Genomic DNA, 18,361 nt, shown 5'->3' with positions numbered 1-18,361 from the left:
TTCGTGCCATGGCTCTCGGGTACGTCCGCCCGGCGCGTCCGCAGGACGCCGGCGATATCGCACGCATCCAACTCGCAACCTGGCGGGTCGCGTACCGCCGCATCCTGCCCCGGCAGGTGCTCGCGAACCTCGACGAGGAGTGGCTGACCCAGCGGTGGACCGCAGCGGTGCAAGAGCCGCCCTCGGCCGCCCACCGGGTGCTGGTCGCCGTCGAACAGGCCGAGCAATCGTATCTGGTGGGATTCGCCGCCTCCGGCCCGGCCGACGTCGAGGCCCAGGCACCCGGCGAGCCCGCCGAAGCGCTGGGTCCGGACGTCGTCGCGGTCACCGACCTGCTGGTGGAGCCGCGCTGGGGCCGGCGCGGGCACGGCAGCCGGCTACTCGCCGCGGCGGTGGACCACTGGCGTGATGACGGGTTCACCCACGCCGTGGCGTGGGCGTTCGACGCCGACGCGGCGACCCGGGGGTTTCTGACCGGCACCGGGTGGGAGCCGGACGGGGCGACCCGCGCGTTGGACGTAGATGACATGCTGGTCGCCCAGCTGCGACTACACGTCGCGGTCCCCGCGGAGCCAACCCGACTCCCGGACGACCCGACTCCCTGACGACCCGACTCCCTGACGGCCCGCTTCGCTGCCGGCCCGGGGCGATCCGCTCAGTCGAGCAGGGCGTCCAGGCCGACCGTCAGGCCGGGCCGGTTGCGCACCTCGCGGGCAGCCAGCAGCACGCCGGGCATGAAGGAGGCCCGGTCGTACGAATCGTGCCGGATGGTCAGCGTCTCGCCGGTGGTGCCGAAGAGCACCTCCTGGTGGGCGACGAGGCCGGTGGCGCGGACCGAGTGCACGCGTACGCCGTCGATGTCGCAGCCGCGGGCACCGGCCACCTCGTCCCGGGTGGCGTCCGGTGCCGGACCTTGACCGGCGGCGGCACGGGCCGCCGCGATCAGGCGGGCGGTGTGCGTCGCGGTACCACTCGGCGCGTCCAGCTTGCGCGGGTGATGCTGCTCGATGATCTCGACTGACTCGAAGTGGCGGGCGGCCCGCTCGGCGAACTGCATCATCAGCACCGCCCCGATGCCGAAGTTGGGGGCGACGACCACGCCCACCCCCGGCTTCCGGGCCAGCCAGCCGCGCATCCGCTCCAGCCGCGCCTCGGTGAAGCCCGTGGTGCCGACCACGGCACTGATGCCCTGGTCGATGCACCAGTGCAGGTTGTCCATGACCACGTCAGGGGTGGTGAAGTCGACGATCACCTCGGCTCCGGCGTCGGAGGCGTTGAACAACCAGTCGCCCTGGTCGACCATGGCCACCAACTCCATGTCGGGGGCCGCGTCCACCGCCTTGCACACCTCGATGCCCATCCGGCCACGGGCGCCCAGCACACCGACCCGGAGTGGCTCGTCCGCGCTCTTGTCCTGCTCGTCAGTCACAGCCGACAACCTATCCCAGCCGGGACACGAGCATCGCCCGGGTGTGGTCGGGGTAGCCCGATGGACCGGGGCCCGGAATTCCGGTGCCGGTGCTCCGGCTGGGGCAGCGATTCGGAGCTGGCGAGGGCGGGGTGGTCAGGCGGGGGTGGTCGGGGTCACTCCGGCGGCGAAGTCGGACTCGCCGAACGGACCCACCACCGCCAGCGACATCGGGCGCCTCAGCAACTCCGCGGCGAGCGCGTTCACGTCGGCCAGGGTGACCGCGTCCACCTGGGCCAACAGGGTGTGCACCGGCATCAGTTCGCCGTAGAGCAGCTCCCCCTTGGCCAGCCGGCTCATCCGGGAACCACTGTCCTCCAGGCCCAACACGAACGCGCCCTTGCTCATGCCCTTGCCCCGGGCCAGCTCGGCGGCGGTGAGTCCGTCGGCGGCCATCCGGGCCAACTCCGCGCGGATCAACTCCAACACCTCGCTGGCGCGACCCGGCGCACAGCCGGCGTAGACGGAGAACAGGCCGCTGTCGGCGTGCTGGCTGGCGTAGGAGTAGACCGAGTAGGCCAGCCCCCGCTGCTCGCGGATCTCCTGGAAGAGCCGGCTGGACATGCCGCCGCCGAGAATGTTGTTCAGCACCCCGAGGGCGAACCGACGCTCATCCCGCCGATCGATGCCAGCACAGCCGAGCACGACGTGCGCCTGCTCGGTCTCCTTCGGCCCCACCAGGGTGGTCGCCGGCTGCGTGCGTACCGCCGGGGTGGCGCTCCGGTACGTTGCGGGCGCCGCCGGGTCGGTGTCCAGGGGCGTGCCCTGCAGCGCCTGCCGGACCAGCTTGACCACGCTGGAGTGGTCAAGGCTCCCGGCGGCGGCGATGACGATCCGGGGCGGGGTGTAGTGCCGCCGGTAGAAGCTTTGGATCTGTCGCCGGGTCATCGGGCTGACCGTCTGTTCCGTCCCCGAGATCAGCCGGCCGAGCGGGTGCTCACCGTAGACGGCCCGGGCGAAGAGGTCGTGTACCTCATCACCGGGCTCGTCGTCGTGCATGGCGATCTCCTCGAGGATCACGCCCCGCTCGACCTCCACGTCTTCCGGGGTCAGCACCGAGTCGGCGACCAGGTCGCACATCACGTCGATGGCGAGGGGCAGATCGTCGTCGAGCACCCGCGCGTAGTAGCAGGTGTATTCCTTCGTGGTGAAGGCGTTGGTCTCGCCGCCGACCGCCTCGATCGCCGACGAGATCTCCAGTGCCGACCGCCGGTGTGTCCCCTTGAACAGCAGGTGCTCAAGGAAGTGGGCGGCACCGGACTGGGGGCCGGTCTCGTCCCGGGAGCCGACCGACACCCAGATGCCGAACGAAACGCTGTGCATCGCGGGGATGGCCTCGGTGAGGACCCGCAGCCCGCTGGGGAGCACGGTCCGGCGGACCGTGCCACCCAACGGGTCGTCGCTGAGCGTACGGGTTACGGCGCGGCTGGCCGCGCCGTCGGGGGCACCCCGAACCGCGGCCACCCCCCGTCGTTCCGGTGTGGACGGTACGGAGACGGTCCGGCTCACGAAGGGCTCCCGGTTCGACGAGGGGTGGATGGTGCGCTGGTCCGACGGTCAGCTGCGCCGGGTACGACGGCGCGGACGCGACTCGCCGCCCTCACCGCCGTCGCCACGGTCACCGCTGTCCGGGCCCTGGCCACCGCGGTCGCGGTCGCCGCGGTCACGCGGTCCCCGGTCGCCCCGGTCCCGACCCGCCGGCCGCTCGCCAGCGACCTCCGCCGGGGCCTCCGCGCCCTCCGGGCGCACCTTGTCCAGGTAGATCTTGCCGCGCTGGTCGATGTCGGCGATCTCCACCTCGACCTTGTCCCCGACGTTGAGGAAGTCCTCGACCTTCTCGACGCGCTTGCCGTCGCCCACCTTGGAGATATGCAGCAGACCGTCGCGGCCGGGAAGCAGCGAGACGAACGCGCCGAAGGCAGCGGTCTTGACCACCGTGCCGAGGAAGCGGTCGCCCGCCTTCGGCAGGGTCGGGTTCGCGATCCCGTTGATCCGCTCGACCGCGGCCTGCGCCGCGGGGCCGTTGGTCGCCCCGACGTAGATGGTGCCGTCGTCCTCGATCGAGATCTCGGCGCCCGTCTCGTCCTGGATGGCGTTGATCGTCTGCCCCTTCGGGCCGATCACCATGCCGATCTTGTCCACCGGGATCTTGACGGTGGTGACCCGCGGCGCGTAGTCACTCATCGTGGCCGGCGCCTCGATCGCCGCCTGCATCACCTGCAGGATCGTCTGCCGGGCCTCGTATGCCTGCTGAAGCGCCGCGGCGAGCACGTCCGACGGGATGCCGTCGAGCTTGGTGTCGAGCTGCAGCGCGGTGACGAAGTCCGGCGTACCGGCGACCTTGAAGTCCATGTCACCGAAGGCGTCCTCGGCACCAAGGATGTCGGTCAACGTCACGTACCGGGTCTTACCCTCGACCTCGTCGGAGATCAGCCCCATGGCGATCCCGGCGACCGGCGCCTTCAGCGGCACCCCGGCGGAGAGCAGGCCGAGCGTCGAGGCGCAGACCGAGCCCATCGAGGTCGAGCCGTTGGAGCCGAGCGCCTCGGAGACCTGCCGGATCGCGTACGGGAACTCCTCGCGCGAGGGCAGCACCGGGATCAGGGCCCGCTCGGCGAGCGCGCCGTGGCCGATCTCCCGCCGCTTCGGCGAGCCAACCCGGCCGGTCTCCCCGGTCGAGTACGGCGGGAAGTTGTAGTTGTGCATGTAACGCTTGGACTTCTCCGGGGAGAGCGTGTCCAGGGACTGCTCCATCCGGAGCATGTTCAGCGTGGTGACGCCCATGATCTGGGTCTCGCCCCGCTCGAAGAGCGCCGAGCCGTGCACCCGGGGCAGAACCCCGACCTCGGCGGTCAGCGGGCGAATGTCCCGCGGGCCACGGCCGTCCATACGGACCTGCTCGCGCAGCACCCGGTTGCGGACCTCGGACTTGGTCAGCGACCGCAGCGCGGCGGAGAGCTCCTTCTCCCGACCCTCGAAACGCGGGCCGAGTTCCTCGACCACCCGGGCCTTGATCCGGTCCAGGGCCTCCTCGCGGTCGGCCTTGCCGGCGATCTTCAGGGCCTCGGCCACGTCCTCCCGGGCCAGCTCCGCGACCGCGTCGTACGCGTCATCGGAGTAGTCGAGGAAGACCGGGAACTCGGCGATCGGCTTCGCCGCCACCTCGGCCAGCTCGCTCTGCGCGCGGCACAGTTCACGGATGGCCGGCTTGGCTGCCTCCAGCCCGCTCGCCACGACCTCCTCGGTCGGTGCGGCGGCGCCGTCGGCGACCAGCTTCGCGGTGTGCTCGGTGGCCTCCGCCTCAACCATCATGATCGCGACGTCGCCGTCGGGCAGGGCGCGACCGGCGACCACCATGTCGAAGGTGGCGCGCTCCAGCTCCTCGTGGGTCGGGAAGGCAACCCAGGAGCCGTCGATGTGGGCCATCCGGGTCGCCCCGATCGGGCCGGAGAACGGCAGGCCGGAGAGCTTCGTCGACATCGAGGCGGCGTTGATGGCCACCACGTCGTACGGGTGGCTGGGGTCGAGCGCCAGGACGGTCTCGACGACCTGGACCTCGTTGCGCAGGCCCTTGACGAACGAGGGACGCAGCGGCCGGTCGATCAGCCGGCAGGTGAGGATCGCGTCCTCGCTGGGGCGCCCCTCCCGGCGGAAGAACGAACCGGGGATCCGGCCCGCCGCGTACATCCGCTCCTCGACGTCGACGGTCAGCGGGAAGAAGTCGAAGTGCTCCTTCGGCTGCCGACCAGCGGTGGTGGCGGAGAGGACGACCGTCTCGCCGAGCTGGGCGACGACGGAGCCGGCGGCCTGCCGAGCCAGCCGGCCGGTGGAGAAGGTGATCGCACGGGTGCCGAAGGCCCCGTTGTCGATCGTGGCGGTACGAGACTGGGTACCGAGATTACTTTCGGTCATCTGTGGTTGCGCTCCTTCGCGTCCACGGACCGCGACGCGCAGCTGCTCAGACGGCCGGTCTTCGATCGAAGCGCCCGGGCGGATCGGCGAGGTGCCGGATGCCCGGAGGCCACTACCGGAGACCGGTGCGCTGACCGGCTCCCGGTGGTCGGGGGGTCGTGCGGCCCTGATTGTCGGAGTTCCTGGCGGTGAACCGGAGCGGGGGAGCAGCCGTTCGGCCACTCCCCCGTCACGTCACCGGCGCAGACCGAGCCGCTCGATGAGCGACCGGTAGCGGTTGATGTCCTTCTTCTGCACGTAGTTGAGCAGCCGACGGCGGCGGCCGACCAGCAGCAGCAGCCCACGGCGGCTGTGGTGGTCATGCTTGTGCACCTTCAGGTGCTCGGTCAGGCCCGCGATCCGCTTGGTGAGGACGGCCACCTGGACCTCCGGCGAACCGGTGTCACCGTCGACGGTCGCGTACTCCTCGCGGATCTTGGCCTTGTCCTGCTGGTCGAGCGCCATGTTCTCCCTGTTTCGGTGGGTTGATCGGTATGGTGTCCGCCAGTTGGGCTTCGCCCGGATGGCCGGGCGAGGCCCGGCGGCGGACGGTCCTCGCACCCGCGGCGTCGTGCAGGCACGCCAGGACCCACGTCGGTCGGCCGACGTCCCTGCCAGGCTACCAGCCGGTCGGGAAGCTCCGGACCAGGGGCGGGCCGGGGTGTCGAACCGGATCACTTTCCATGATCACCCCAGGGCTTGGCGGGTGCGCTCGACGTCCTCGGCCATCTGGGCCACCAGCGGCTCAATCGCGTCGTAGTGGACCTGCCCGCGCAGGTGCGCCACGAAGTCCAGGGCCAGCCGCTCACCGTACAGGTCCGCGTCGAAGTCGAGCACGTACGCCTCGACCCGCCGTTCCCGGCCGGAGAAGGTCGGGTTCGTGCCGATCGACACCGCCGCCCGCATCGGCTCCCGCTGCCCCCGCCGCACCAGGCGGGCGGCGTAGATGCCGTCGGCCGGGACCGCGGCGTACCGGTGGCAGAGCAGGTTCGCGGTGGGGAAGCCCAGCTCGCGACCGCGCCGGTCGCCGCGGACCACCACGCCCTCCAGCCGGTGCGGCCGCCCCAACGCGCTGGCAGCGGCCACCACGTCCCCGGCGGCGACACACGACCGGATGTACGTGGAGGAGAAGACCGTCCCCGCCTCGGCCACCAGTGGTGCCCCCTCGACGGCGTAACCGAAGGTCCGACCGAGCTGCTCCAGCAACGCCACGTCCCCCGCGGCCCGATGCCCGAACCGGAAGTTCTCCCCCACCACGACCAGCGCGGCGTGCAGGTGCTCGACCAGGACGTCGTGCACGAACGCCTCCGCCGACAGCCGGGAGAAGTCCGGGGTGAACGGCACCACGCAGAGCACGTCCACGCCGAGTGCCTCGATCAACTCGGCCTTGCGGGTCGGCTCGGTGAGCACCGCCGGGTGCGAGCCCGGACGGACCACCTCGGCGGGGTGCGGATCGAAGGTGACCACCACCGACTTGACGCCGAGTTCGCGAGCCCGCGCCGCCGCGTGCCCGATGATCGCCTGGTGCCCCCGGTGCACGCCGTCGAAGACGCCGATGGTGACGACCGACCGCCCCCAGCCGCCGGGCGCCGCGTCGTACCCCCGCCACCGCTGCATAACGCTCCTCCCCTGCCGCTGTCCCGACCGCTGTGCCATCAGGCCGGGGCCAGCACGATCTCCGCACGGGCCCGACCGGCCCGCTCGCTGACGATAGCGACCAACCCACCCGCCGGGCCGAAGACGGCGTACGGGCCGTCGATCCCCGCCGGATCCAACGGACCGCCGTGGGAGAGCACCCGCTCCTCCTCGGCGGTCGCCTCGCGGCGCGGGAAGAACCGGTCGGCCGCCGCCGCGAGGGAGAGCGTGACCACCTCGGGTGCCCGGCGCTCCAGGTCATCGAGGGTAGCGGCCTCGGCGAGGGTGAAACCGCCCACGGCGGTACGCCGCAGCGCGGTGAGGTGCCCACCGACGCCGAGCGCCTGGCCCGCGTCCCGAGCGATCGCCCGCACGTACGTGCCGGAGGAGCAGGTGACATCCACGTCCACGTCCACCACGTCCGGCTGGTCCCGCCGCAGCGCCCGCACGTCGAGCTGGGAGATGGTGACCCGCCGGGGCGGCAGGTCAACACTGGTCCCCTCCCGGACCCGGCGGTACGCCCGCTGACCGTCGATCTTGATGGCGCTGACCGCGCTGGGCACCTGGTCCACGGCGCCGGTCTGCGCCGCCAGCACGGCCCGGACCGCCTCCTCGGTCACCTGACCAGCCGGGGCACTGGAGATCACATCCCCCTCGGCATCGTCGGTCACCGTCGCCTGTCCCAGCCGAATCGTGGCGGCGTAGCTCTTGCCGGCCCCGATGACGTAGGTCAGCAGCCGGGTGGCTCGCCCCACGCCGAGGACCAGGACCCCGGTCGCCATCGGGTCGAGCGTGCCACCGTGCCCGACCCGCCGGGTCCGGGCCAGCCGGCGCACCCGCGCCACCACGTCGTGCGATGTCATGCCGCCGGGCTTGTCGACCACGATCAGTCCGTCTGCGCTCACGACCGCCAAGCCTGCCAGACGGGCGGGCCCGGCCGGCACCGGGACGCCCACCCGGACGACGCGCCCCACCGCTGCCAGGACGAGGCGCATTGACGCCGGCTGCTATCACTGGACTGAATTGACGCCGGCTGCTATCACTGGACTGATCAGCCAGCGGAGGGTTGGGCAATGTCACGTCAGCGCCAGGATCATGACCAGGATCAGGGTCAGGGTCGGTCTCCTAGACTGCACCAGCCAGAGCAGCCGTCCAACCTCCCCGCCTGGATGCTCGACCCACCGCCCCCGCGCCGCACTGCTGGGGACCGGATCGCCGCTGCGCTGCTCACGCTCCCGGGTGCCGCCGCCCTGCGCCGGCGGTGGCAGGTGTGGCAGGGCCGACGCCGGCTGTACCAACGCTTCCCGAACACGATGAAGGTGATCGGCTTCGTCGTGTCCTTCGCCGTGACCCTGGCGCTGGTGATGGCGGTGTACGTCGTGCTACCCAGGCTGTCCTGACCCGAACAGCGGTACGGGCCGGTGGTTGGGCCCGGCGGACGGGTCCGGCCCGGCTACTCAGGTCCGGACGGCGCCGACGACCGCCCAGCGACCGGAGCGCAGCCGCAGCAGCAGGGCGGCCAGCCGGAGCACCACGAAAAAGGTGAGCCCAGCCCAGATCCCACCGAGTCCGAGGTCCAGCCCGTACGCCAGCCAGATGGCCGGCAGAAATCCGCCCAGCGCCGCCACGATCGTGAGGTTCCGCAGGTAGCGGATGTCCCCCGCGCCGATCAACACCCCGTCCAGGGCGAAGACGACGCCCGCCAGCGGCAACATCGCGACGAACCAGGGCCAGGCCACCATCGCCTCCTCGCGGACCTGCCCATCGGCGCTGAACCAGCCCGGGACCACCCCGGCGCCAGCGGCGATGACCAGCGCGAACGCCGCGCCGCAGCCGGCGCCGAGCAACCCGATCCGGCGGGCCAGTCCGCGGGCACCGGCCGCGTCGTCGGCACCCAACGCGGCGCCGACCAGGGCCTGCGCGGCGATGGCGAGCGCGTCGAGCACCAGGGCGGTGAAGAACCAGAGTTGCAGGACGATCTGGTGGGCGCCGACCGCCGCCGTGCCGAAGCGGGCGGCCACCGCGGTCGCGGAGAGGAAGCTCGCCTGGAAGGCGACGCCGCGGATGAGCAGGTCCCGACTTAGCACAAGCTGCTGGGCGAGGACCCGGGGCCGGGGGCGGAGGGCCACCCGCTCGGCGACCAGCGCCCCGGCGAAGAGCGCACCAGAGATCGTCTGCGCCACAACGTTGGCCACCGCCGATCCGGGCAGGCCGAGCCCGACGGGATAGACCAGCACCGGGCAGAGCACCGCGGAGAGCAGGCTCGGGCCGAGCACGAACCACAGCGGCCGGCGGGTGTCCTGGACGCCCCGCAGCCAGCCGTTGCCAGCAGCGGCGAGGAGCAGCCCCGGTGCGCCGAGCGCCGCGATCCGCAGCCACTGCGCGGCGGCCTCCGCCACGTCGTTGTCCGCCCCGACGAGGGCACGGGCGAGCACGCCGCCGCCGGCCTGCATGCCGACCGCGACGAAGACCCCTACCGCGAGCGCGAGCCAGGAGGCCTGAACCCCCTCGGCGACTGCGGCGGTGCGATCACCAGCCCCGAACCGCCGGGCGGAACGTCCGGTGGTGCCGTAGGCGACGACCGTGCCCAGCCAGGCGATGAGCGTCAACACGGTGCCGCCGATCGCCAACGCGGCGAGCGGGACCCGGCCGAGGTGTCCCACCACCGCCGTGTCCACCAGCACGTAAAGCGGTTCGGCGGCGAGCACCACGAGGGCGGGCAGGGCGAGCGTGGCGATCCGGCGGGGCGAGGCGGAACGGGTTGCGGAGGCGGCCGGCGGGTTCATCGTCGCCGATCCTGACACGGCTCGGTAAGGACCGCAAAACGGACTAGTCACTTACCAGCGGTTCGCGGCGGGGGACAACGGGCGGCCAGCGCCGCCCGTCGGGGAGGGCGTCAGCCGGTCGGCGACATCACTGGCGCGTGTCCATCGAGGTCTGCAGCGCCCGGCGCAACTGCTCACGCGCCTCGTCAGCGGTGTCGGGCTTGGGCTTGTTCGGCATGGGAAACCCCTTCCAAGGCGCGAGCCACCAGCTCAGCGGTGGAACTCTCACGGGCAAGGTCTGCCACCCGCGGGCGTCCGGGGTTGCCGGAGCAGCGCACGGAGCAGCGAGCCCGGGTCGGTCCGACCCTGGAGAGCGACGACGCCGGGTACGGCCCCACCACCCACGACCAGCACCGTCAGCACGGCATCGGTCAATACCCAAGCTATCGTTCAGGTCCACCCACCGCCGGCTGTTCCCACCATCCGGGCGAGGCCAGAGCTCCGGAGGCCGCTGGTCGGCCAGCGCGGAAACGGCACCTCAACGAGCCAGGAAGTGCCAACCCAGCCACCACCAGAAGCCGAAGAGCCCGATCCGGCCGACCGGCACCGAGCCGACCTCGTACCGCATGACGTACGCGCAGACCTCACCCAGGGTGGGGATGCGAGACCCCTCCCGGCGGGCCGCCAACTCCACCGCGACAAAGAGCGCCACCGCCACCAGGAAGCCGCCGATCGCCAGTGTCCGCATCATCGCCGCACCAGCCCCCAGAACGCGGACAACCAGGCCAGCCAACCCGCTGAGCGAATCACCCCGTCCTCCAGCAGTGGATCCGCCAGCCGGGAGAAGGTCGGGAAATCATCACCGGCAGCGGCCGCGAAGGTGGCCCCCTCGAAGACCACAAACACCACCACCGGCAACGTCCACCACACCGCACCCCGGCCCAGCCGAACCGGTGCGGGCCGCCGGGACACCCGGTTACCCAGGCCAAGCCAGATCAGGACACCACCGGTGCCGAGCGTCCACAGATTCGCCTCAATCGAGAAGGACGGAAACCGGCCACCCACCAACGACAGGCAGACCAGCACCGGCACGGTGACAGCGGGACGATCCCAGGCGCGCGGCGCTTCGATGGTCAGGTCACAGGGCTGTTCCATTCCGCAATTCTGCCCACCGTTAGCAACGGCGGGAAGACCGAACACCCGTAAGCCGACCCTGATCTTTGTCGACAGATCATCAGCCGAAAGGACAGCCAGCAGTTAACCGCGAGGCTGGCCTAACCGATACCGCAAGGCTGACCTGACCGACACCGCGCGGCCGCCCTCAACCACCGGTCGGGGCGAGTAGCGCCTCGGCCAGCTCCCGCCGGACGGCCTCCACCACCTCGTCGGCGCTGCCTCGGCCGGTGAAGCCCGCGGCGAGTCGGTGCCCCCCGCCGCCCAACGCCATCGCCACCCGGCTCACGTCCACCGCGCCCTTGCTCCGCAACGACACCGCCCACTCGCCATCGGCGGTCTGCTTCACCACACAGCTCACGTCGGCCTCCGCCGTGCACCGCACCGCATCGATCAGCGCCTCCAGCACGTACGCCGGCTGCCCGTGCCGGGCCAGGTCCTCCTGGCTCGCCCAGGTCCACACCAGGCCGTGACCGCCCGCCGCGGCGGGCTCCAGCCGGGACCGACCGACCACCTCGGCGCAGAGCCGCACGGCACCGAACGGGCGGGTGTCGAAGACGCGTCGAGAGATCTCACCGGGACGGATGCCCGTAGCGAGTAGCCGGGCCGCAAACCGGTGCACCGCCGCGGTGGTGGCCACGTACCGGAACGAACCGGTGTCAGTGGTCAGCGCCACGTAGAGACACTCCGCGATCTCCGCGTCGAGCGGCACCCCCAGCCGGTTGAGCAGCTCGTCCACGACTACCGCGGTGGCCGCCGCCCCGGGTTCAACCAGATTGATCGCGCCGAAGCCGGGGTTGGACGCGTGGTGATCGAGTACCAACGTGCTGCCGGCGGTCGTCAGCCGGTCAGCCAGCTCCCCCAACCGGGACTCGCTCGCCGCGTCGAAGCTGATCAGCAGGTCCGGATCGGTAACCGCCTCCGCCGCCGGAACCAGCAGCTGCTCACCGGGCAGCCCGCGCAGCGGCTCCGGAAGCTGCGGCGGGCCGGGAAAGGTCGCCTGTACCTGTCGCAGACCGAGCCAACGCAGGCCGAGCGCGAAGCCGAGCATGCTGCCGAGCGCGTCGCCGTCCGGATTCACATGGCAGGCCAGCAGCACCCGCCCCGCGGCCGGCACTGCCCGGACCGCGGCCACCGCCGCCGCCCAGTCGGCCTCCGCCGGCGCGGATCGCGCCCCGGCGGCAGAATCGGTCACCGTTGCTCCCCGCCCGGCGGCGGCACCTCGTCCCCGGCCGCCTCGGGCTCCTCTTCCAGCCGGTACGGCTGGGCCTCCCCCGCATACTCGGCCCGGGTGGCGAGGCGTTGCACCTCGGCATCCGCGTGGCGGGCCTGGGCGAGCAGGTCGTCAATGTGCTTGACCTGGTCCTGAACGTCGTCCAGGACGAAGGTCAGCGTCGGCGAGTGGCGCAGCCCCAGTGCCTTCCCCACGGTGCTGCGCAACATGCCCTTGGCGCTCTCCAACGCCGCGGCGGTGCTCGCCTGGGCGGCCGCGTCGCCGAGCACCGTGTAGAAGACCGTGGCGTCGCGGAGGTCAGCGGTAATCCGCGCATCCGTGATGGTGATCATGCCAAGCCGGGGATCCTTGATCTGGCTACGTACCACCGACGCCACCAGCTCACGCACCCGCTCCGCGTGCCGGCGCACCTTGGCCGGATCCGACATCTCGCCACCTCCAGGCGTACCGCTCCCGGCCGCCGGGCACCAGGGGTGCCCAAGCCGCCGGCCATCACCACGAACACTACCCGCGCCGCCGGTCCGCCCGTACGCGGCCGGTGCGGTGACCGCCCGCGGAGGCAGCCCCGCAGCGACGCCGGCGGATCAGTCGTCCGCGCCGTACAGCCGCCGACGCACCGACAACAGTTCAACCTCGGGACGGGCGGCGACCAGGCGCTCACACGAGTCGAGCACCTCGTGTACGTGGGCCGCCGTCGCGGACACCACCGCGACGCCGATCTCCGCCCGCCCGTGCAGGTCGAGCACCCCCACCTCGGCGGTGGAGACCTCGACGCGACGCAGCGCCGCCACGATCGGCCGGACATAGGACCGTTTGGCCTTCAGCGACCGGGAGTCGCCCGGCAGCAGAAGGTCGAATACCGCAGTTCCGGTGAACATCGTCCCGGAGACTACGGGCGAACCCGGACATGATCAAGGGGTTTACGCCGCCTGGCGTAAACCCCTTGACCTGTTGTCCCTACCGGATCAGGCGCGCGCCTTCTCCCGCATCTCGAAGGTCTCGATCACGTCGCCGACCTGGACGTTGTTGTAGCCGCCCAGGGTCAGACCACACTCGAAGCCCTCGCGTACCTCGGTCGCGTCGTCCTTGAACCGCTTGAGGGAGCTGATGGTGAGGTTGTCCGCCACCACCGCGCCGTCGCGCAGCAACCGAGCCTTGGCGTTGCGCCGAAGCAGACCCGACCGGACGATGCAGCCGGAGATGTTGCCGACCTTGGACGAACGGAACACCTCGCGGACCTCCGCGGTGCCCAGCTCGACCTCCTCGTACTCCGGCTTGAGCAGGCCCTTGAGCGCCGCCTCGATCTCCTCGATGGCCTGGTAGATAACGGTGTAGTACCGAATCTCCACGCCCTCGCGGTCGGCCATCTCGCGGACCTTGTTGGCGGCCCGCACGTTGAAGCCAATGATCGTGACCGCCTCCGACGAGGCGCTCGCGAGCATGACGTCGCTCTCGGTGATCGCCCCGACGCCGCGGTGGATGATCCGTAGCTGGACCTCCTCGGGGATGTCGAGGTTGAACAGGGCATCCTCGAGCGCCTCCACGGAGCCGGAGACGTCGCCCTTGAGCACCAGGTTGAGCGAGGTCTTCTCGCCCGCCTTGAGCTGCTCCATGAGCGTCTCGAGGGTGGCCCGACCGCGGGAGTTGGCGAACGCCGCCGCCCGCCGCCGCGCCTGCCGCTGCTCGGCGATCTGCCGCACGGTGCGGTCGTCCTCGGCGGCCAGGAACGTGTCGCCCGCCCCAGGCACCGCGGTCAGACCCAGCACCAGCACCGGACGAGCCGGACCCGCCTCGGCGACCTGGTCGCCGTTCTCGTCGAGCATCGCCCGAACCCGGCCGTGCGCCCCACCGGCGACGATCGAGTCGCCTGCCCGCAGGGTGCCCTTCTGCACCAGCACCGTCGCCACCGCGCCCCGGCCCTTGTCCAGGTGCGCCTCGATCGCCACACCCTGCGCCGGGCCGTCCGTCGGAGCGGTCAACTCCAGCGAAGCGTCCGCGGTCAGCAGGACCGCCTCGAGCAGGCTGCCGATCCCGGTACCGGGCTTGGCCGCCACGTTGACGAACATGGTGTCGCCGCCGTACTCCTCGGCGACCAGTCCGTACTCGGTCAGCTGTTGGCGGACCTTGTCCGGGTTGGCGTCCGGCTTGTCGACCTTGTTGACCGCCACCACGATCGGCACGTCGGCCGCCTTGGCGTGGTTCAACGCCTCGATCGTCTGCGGCATCACCCCGTCGTCGGCCGCGACGACCAGGATCACGATGTCGGTGACCTGGGCGCCACGGGCACGCATGGCGGTGAACGCCTCGTGACCGGGGGTGTCGATAAAGGTGATCGCCCGGTCCTGGTCCTCGTGCGGGACGTGGACCTGGTAGGCGCCGATGTGCTGGGTGATGCCACCCGCCTCGCCGGCCACCACGTTCGCCTTCCGGATCGCGTCCAGAAGCTTCGTCTTACCGTGGTCGACGTGACCCATGACGGTCACCACCGGCGGCCGGCTGACCAGACGGTCCTCCGCCACCTCGGCGTCCAGGTCGATGTTGAACTGCGCGAGCAGCTCGCGGTCCTCGTCCTCCGGGCTGACGATCTGGACGACAAAGCCCAGGTGCTCACCCAACAGCAGCAGGGTGTCATCAGAGCAGGACTGGGTCGCGGTCACCATCTCGCCCAGGTTGAACATCTCCTGGACCAGCGAACCCGGATTGGCGTTGATCTTGTCGGCGAAGTCCGACAGCGAGGCGCCTCGGGACAACCGGACGGTCTGCCCCTGTCCCCGGGGCGCACCCGAGGACATGGTCGGGGCCGACAGGTTGTCGAACTCCTGTCTGCGCTGCTTCTTCGACTTGCGACCGCGGGTCGGCCGACCACCGGGACGCCCGAAGGCACCCGCGGCACCGCCACCGCGACCACGGCCACCGCCACCGGGACGACCGCCACCGGGGCCGCCGCGGAAACCACCGCCGCCACCACCGGGGCCGCCGCGGTAGCCACCGCCGCCACCACCGGGGCCGCCGCCGGGGCCACCCCGGTAGCCGCCGCCACCACCGCCGCCACCGCCGCGGTAACCACCACCACCGCCGCCGCCACCACCGGGGCGGCCGGCGCCGGAACCGGGACGACCGGAACCGGGACCGCCGGGGCGGCCGGGACGCTGGCTCGGCATGGAGGCCGGACTCGGCCGCGGCGGCATGGAGGCCGGACTCGGCCGCGGCGGCATGGAGGCCGGACTCGGCCGCGGCGGCATGGAGGCCGGGCTGGGCCGCGGGCCACCCGCACCGGCGGCCGGGGGACGCTGCTGGCCGCCCTGGATGCCGAACGGGTTGTTACCGGCGCCACGCGCCGGCGGACGACCGCCGGACCGGGGACCGGGGCCCGGAGCGGGCCCACCGGAACGTCCGGCGGCCGGAGAGCCGGGCCGGGGCGGCATCGTGCCGGGGCCGGGGCGGGGACCCGGGCGCGGACCACCCTCGGTGGGCGGCTCCCGCCGGACGTTCTCCCGCTGCTGCTGCCGGGCAGCCTGCGCGGCCTTGACCGCGGCCTCCTGCTCGGCCTTCAGCGCGGCGGCACGCGCCTCGGCGGCCGCCACCTCGATGTCGTGGGCGCTCGCCGGCTTGGCGGCTGGTGTCGCGGACTGCGGCGGACCCGGAACCGGACCCTTGGGTTTCGGGCCGGGCATCGGGGCACCCGGCCGCCGTGGCGGCATGGGCTTGGCCGTGACGCGGGATCCGCCCGGGGGCGGCGCCGGGGTCCGGGGAGGGGTCGGGGTCGGAGTCGGGGTCGGGGTCGGGGTCGGGGTCGGGGTCGGCGGGGTCGCCGCCGGCGTGGGCGAGCCGGCGTTGCTGACGAACGCGTTACGCAGCCGTCGGGCGACCGGCGCCTCGACCGTGCTGGACGCGGACTTCACGAACTCGCCCATCTCCTTGAGCTTGGCGAGAACGGTCTTGCTTTCGACCCCGAGCTCCTTGGCGAGCTCGTGTACGCGGGCCTTTCCTGCCACTGCACTCCTCATTCCGAGGTCGTGCGGGCAGCACCCGCACGGACCTCACTCGTGCACTTGAAGCCTGGTCATTTCTGCGACTTCATCGTGTGCTCATGTCGGTCGTCCTACCTTGCTAGCGACCCGCGTCCGGTCGGGTTGGCCGGACGTCGTGGCTGGCGCATCGAGATGCCTCGCAAGCTCACCGTGGTCGGCGACCCCGGTGACGCGCAGCGCCCGCCCGAAAGCACGACGCCGCACCGCCTGCGTGAAGCAGGCCGGGTCTGGGTGCACGTGCGCCCCCCGACCCGGCATCCTGCGGGCTGGGTCGGGACGGAGGCTGTGACCAGCCCCAGCACCCACCGCGACAACCCGCAGCAGTTCCTTGGTTGACGCTCGAGACCGGCAACCCACACAGGTGCGCTCCGGCAGCGCGCGTCGTACCACTGGGAAAGTCTACCCCTAGCCCCCGGAGATCGCGCGGCCCGGCTCCGGGACCTGATCGACATCGGTGTCGCCCGCCGGACGGGCCGGCTCGACGTCGGAGCGAATGTCAATCCGCCAACCGGTCAATCTGGCGGCAAGCCGGGCGTTCTGCCCTTCTCGCCCAATAGCCAGTGAAAGTTGGAAATCCGGCACCGTCACCCGGGCGGTACGGGAGGCCAGGTCAACCACCTCCACCCGGAGGGCCTTGGCTGGCGAAAGCGCGTTGCCGACGAAGGCCGCCGGATCCTCCGACCAGTCAATAATGTCGATCTTCTCCCCGTGCAGCTCACCCATGACCGCCCGCACCCGCTGACCCATCGGCCCGATGCAGGCACCCTTGGCGTTCACCCCCGCCGCGGTGGAGCGGACCGCGATCTTCGTACGGTGACCTGCCTCACGGGCGATCGCGGTGATCTCCACCGTGCCGTCGGCGATCTCCGGCACCTCGAGGGCGAAGAGCTTCTTCACCAACCCCGGGTGCGAGCGGGACAACGTAACCTGCGGACCGCGTACGCCCTTGGCCACGTGCACCACGACGCAGCGCACCCGCTCGCCGTGCGCGTACTGCTCACCGGGAACCTGCTCGGACTGGGGCAGCACCCCCTCCAGCTTGCCCAGGTCCACGCTGACGATGCCCTTCTCGGCACGCGCCTCGTGCGCCTGGACCACCCCGGTCACCAGGTCCCCGTCCCGGCCCACGTACTCGCCGAAGTGCACCTCGTCGGTGGCCTCCCGCAGCCGCTGAAGAATCACCTGCTTGGCGGTCATCGCCGCGATCCGACCGAAGTCGTGCGGGGTGTCGTCCCACTCCCGCACCACACCGCCGTCGGGCTCCATCTCCTGGGCGAAGACCGAGGCCGCGCCCGTCTTACGGTCGATCTCCACCCGGGCGTGCGGCTGCGCACCCTCGGTGTGCCGGTACGCCGTCAGCAGCGCGGTCTCAATCGCCGCGAGGATCGTGTCGAACGGGATTTCCCGCTCACGCTCCAGTGCGCGCAGCGCCGCGAGGTCGATGTTCACCTCTCCTCGCCCTCCACATCATCATCGTCGTCGTCGAAATCGCCGGCCTCGTCGGCGTCGTCAGCGCCATCCGCCTCGCCCGGGCGGGTGAACTCGATCTGCACCCGTCCTGGGCCCAACTCGGCGTAGCGCCACGCCGTCCGGCCGGCGTCGGTCTCCAACACCACCTGCTCATCGTCCGCCTCGACCATCCGGCCGGTTACCTGACGGTCGCCGGTGCCCGGCCCGCCCCGCACCATGACCCGTACCAGCCGGCCGGTGTTCCGCCGCCAGTGCCGGGGGAGGGTGAGCGGGCGGGACACGCCCGGCGAGCTGACCTCAAGCTGGTACTCGCCGGCGATGAGGTCCCCGCGCTCCTCCTCGGCCGCGTCCAGGGCGGCGGAGACGGCCCGCGAGACGTCGGCGACGCCGTCCAGGTCGATACCACCGTCGGCGTCGACAATCACCTGCACCACGTGGCGCCGGCCGGCCCGGGAGATCGACAGCTCCTCCAGGTCGTATCCGGCCGCACCGATGACTGGTTCGACCACCTCGTGCAACCGAGCCCGCCGGCTGGCGAGATCACCGCCGCGGCCGACCCGACCGGCGCTGCGCTGGCCACCCGTACGGCGCGGTCGCCCCGCCGGCCCGGCGGCCCGGCCACGCTGGCTCATCT

The 18,361-nt window shown here is 71.7% G+C and carries 18 protein-coding genes; 2 read left to right on the top strand and 16 right to left on the bottom strand.

Translation table 11 applies throughout. The features are described 5' to 3' along the window. The first annotated feature begins 8 nt into the window (after positions 1 to 8). Positions 9 to 605, top strand: coding sequence for a GNAT family N-acetyltransferase (locus T398_RS14025; protein ID WP_496447271.1), 597 nt, complete (start codon positions 9 to 11; stop codon positions 603 to 605). A gap of 50 nt (positions 606 to 655) precedes the next feature. Here T398_RS14025 and dapB read toward each other — a convergent pair whose 3' ends face one another. The 6 genes from dapB to truB all read right to left on the bottom strand — a co-directional run bounded on the left by dapB (position 656) and on the right by truB (position 8,049). Beyond that, positions 656 to 1,429, bottom strand: coding sequence for a 4-hydroxy-tetrahydrodipicolinate reductase (dapB, locus tag T398_RS14020; protein ID WP_496447270.1), 774 nt, complete (start codon positions 1,427 to 1,429; stop codon positions 656 to 658). Positions 1,430 to 1,564: 135 nt separating this feature from the next. Then, positions 1,565 to 2,932, bottom strand: coding sequence for a M16 family metallopeptidase (locus T398_RS14015; protein WP_496447388.1), 1,368 nt, complete (start codon positions 2,930 to 2,932; stop codon positions 1,565 to 1,567). A gap of 93 nt (positions 2,933 to 3,025) precedes the next feature. After that, a complete protein-coding gene (locus T398_RS14010; protein WP_496447269.1) occupies positions 3,026 to 5,380 on the bottom strand; it encodes a polyribonucleotide nucleotidyltransferase in 2,355 nt (784 codons plus the stop codon). A gap of 234 nt (positions 5,381 to 5,614) precedes the next feature. Beyond that, the gene (gene rpsO / locus T398_RS14005; protein WP_496447267.1) at positions 5,615 to 5,884 is read right to left on the bottom strand and encodes a 30S ribosomal protein S15; all 270 of its coding nucleotides are present in this window, start codon (positions 5,882 to 5,884) and stop codon (positions 5,615 to 5,617) included. A gap of 222 nt (positions 5,885 to 6,106) precedes the next feature. Then, a complete protein-coding gene (locus tag T398_RS14000) occupies positions 6,107 to 7,036 on the bottom strand; it encodes a bifunctional riboflavin kinase/FAD synthetase (RefSeq protein ID WP_496447265.1) in 930 nt (309 codons plus the stop codon). Positions 7,037 to 7,074: 38 nt separating this feature from the next. After that, positions 7,075 to 8,049, bottom strand: a complete 975-nt coding sequence (gene truB, locus T398_RS13995; RefSeq protein ID WP_496447264.1) for a tRNA pseudouridine(55) synthase TruB — start codon at positions 8,047 to 8,049, stop codon at positions 7,075 to 7,077. A gap of 78 nt (positions 8,050 to 8,127) precedes the next feature. Between truB and T398_RS13990 the strand changes: the two genes are divergently transcribed. Then, positions 8,128 to 8,454, top strand: coding sequence for a hypothetical protein (locus T398_RS13990; RefSeq protein WP_496447263.1), 327 nt, complete (start codon positions 8,128 to 8,130; stop codon positions 8,452 to 8,454). 57 nt (positions 8,455 to 8,511) lie between these two features. Here T398_RS13990 and T398_RS13985 read toward each other — a convergent pair whose 3' ends face one another. The 10 genes from T398_RS13985 to rimP form a co-directional block, all read right to left on the bottom strand. Continuing rightward, entirely contained in the window at positions 8,512 to 9,840 is a 1,329-nt protein-coding gene (locus tag T398_RS13985; RefSeq protein ID WP_496447262.1) for an MATE family efflux transporter, read from the bottom strand. Between the two features lie 517 nt (positions 9,841 to 10,357). Continuing rightward, the gene (locus tag T398_RS13980; RefSeq protein WP_018219014.1) at positions 10,358 to 10,567 is read right to left on the bottom strand and encodes a DUF6186 family protein; all 210 of its coding nucleotides are present in this window, start codon (positions 10,565 to 10,567) and stop codon (positions 10,358 to 10,360) included. Further along, a complete protein-coding gene (locus tag T398_RS13975) occupies positions 10,567 to 10,974 on the bottom strand; it encodes a hypothetical protein (RefSeq protein WP_496447260.1) in 408 nt (135 codons plus the stop codon). Before T398_RS13975 ends, T398_RS13980 begins: the two co-directional genes overlap by 1 nt. A 166-nt stretch (positions 10,975 to 11,140) precedes the next feature. Next, positions 11,141 to 12,187 (bottom strand): DHH family phosphoesterase, encoded by a 1,047-nt coding sequence (locus tag T398_RS13970; RefSeq protein WP_496447259.1) that lies wholly within the window; start codon positions 12,185 to 12,187, stop codon positions 11,141 to 11,143. Further along, positions 12,184 to 12,654, bottom strand: coding sequence for a 30S ribosome-binding factor RbfA (gene rbfA, locus T398_RS13965; protein ID WP_496447257.1), 471 nt, complete (start codon positions 12,652 to 12,654; stop codon positions 12,184 to 12,186). The genes T398_RS13970 and rbfA overlap by 4 nt, the downstream gene beginning before the upstream one ends. A gap of 156 nt (positions 12,655 to 12,810) precedes the next feature. Continuing rightward, positions 12,811 to 13,104 carry a DUF503 domain-containing protein gene (locus tag T398_RS13960; RefSeq protein WP_496447255.1) on the bottom strand — a complete coding sequence of 98 codons (294 nt, stop codon included), beginning with the start codon at positions 13,102 to 13,104 and terminating at the stop codon, positions 12,811 to 12,813. A gap of 87 nt (positions 13,105 to 13,191) precedes the next feature. Beyond that, on the bottom strand, positions 13,192 to 16,221 hold the full coding sequence (infB, locus tag T398_RS13955; RefSeq protein WP_496447254.1) for a translation initiation factor IF-2: 3,030 nt from the start codon (positions 16,219 to 16,221) through the stop codon (positions 13,192 to 13,194). Between the two features lie 93 nt (positions 16,222 to 16,314). Then, positions 16,315 to 16,647, bottom strand: coding sequence for a YlxR family protein (locus tag T398_RS13950; RefSeq protein WP_496447252.1), 333 nt, complete (start codon positions 16,645 to 16,647; stop codon positions 16,315 to 16,317). A 15-nt stretch (positions 16,648 to 16,662) separates the two neighbouring features. After that, entirely contained in the window at positions 16,663 to 17,706 is a 1,044-nt protein-coding gene (nusA, locus tag T398_RS13945; RefSeq protein ID WP_496447250.1) for a transcription termination factor NusA, read from the bottom strand. After that, entirely contained in the window at positions 17,703 to 18,359 is a 657-nt protein-coding gene (gene rimP, locus T398_RS13940; protein WP_496447248.1) for a ribosome maturation factor RimP, read from the bottom strand. Before rimP ends, nusA begins: the two co-directional genes overlap by 4 nt. Between the last annotated feature and the right edge of the window lie 2 nt (positions 18,360 to 18,361).

The sequence above is a fragment of the Salinispora goodfellowii genome (assembly GCF_059570675.1).
The sequence above is the reverse complement of the archived record's forward strand: the minus strand, read 5'-3'. Positions and strand labels throughout refer to the sequence as shown.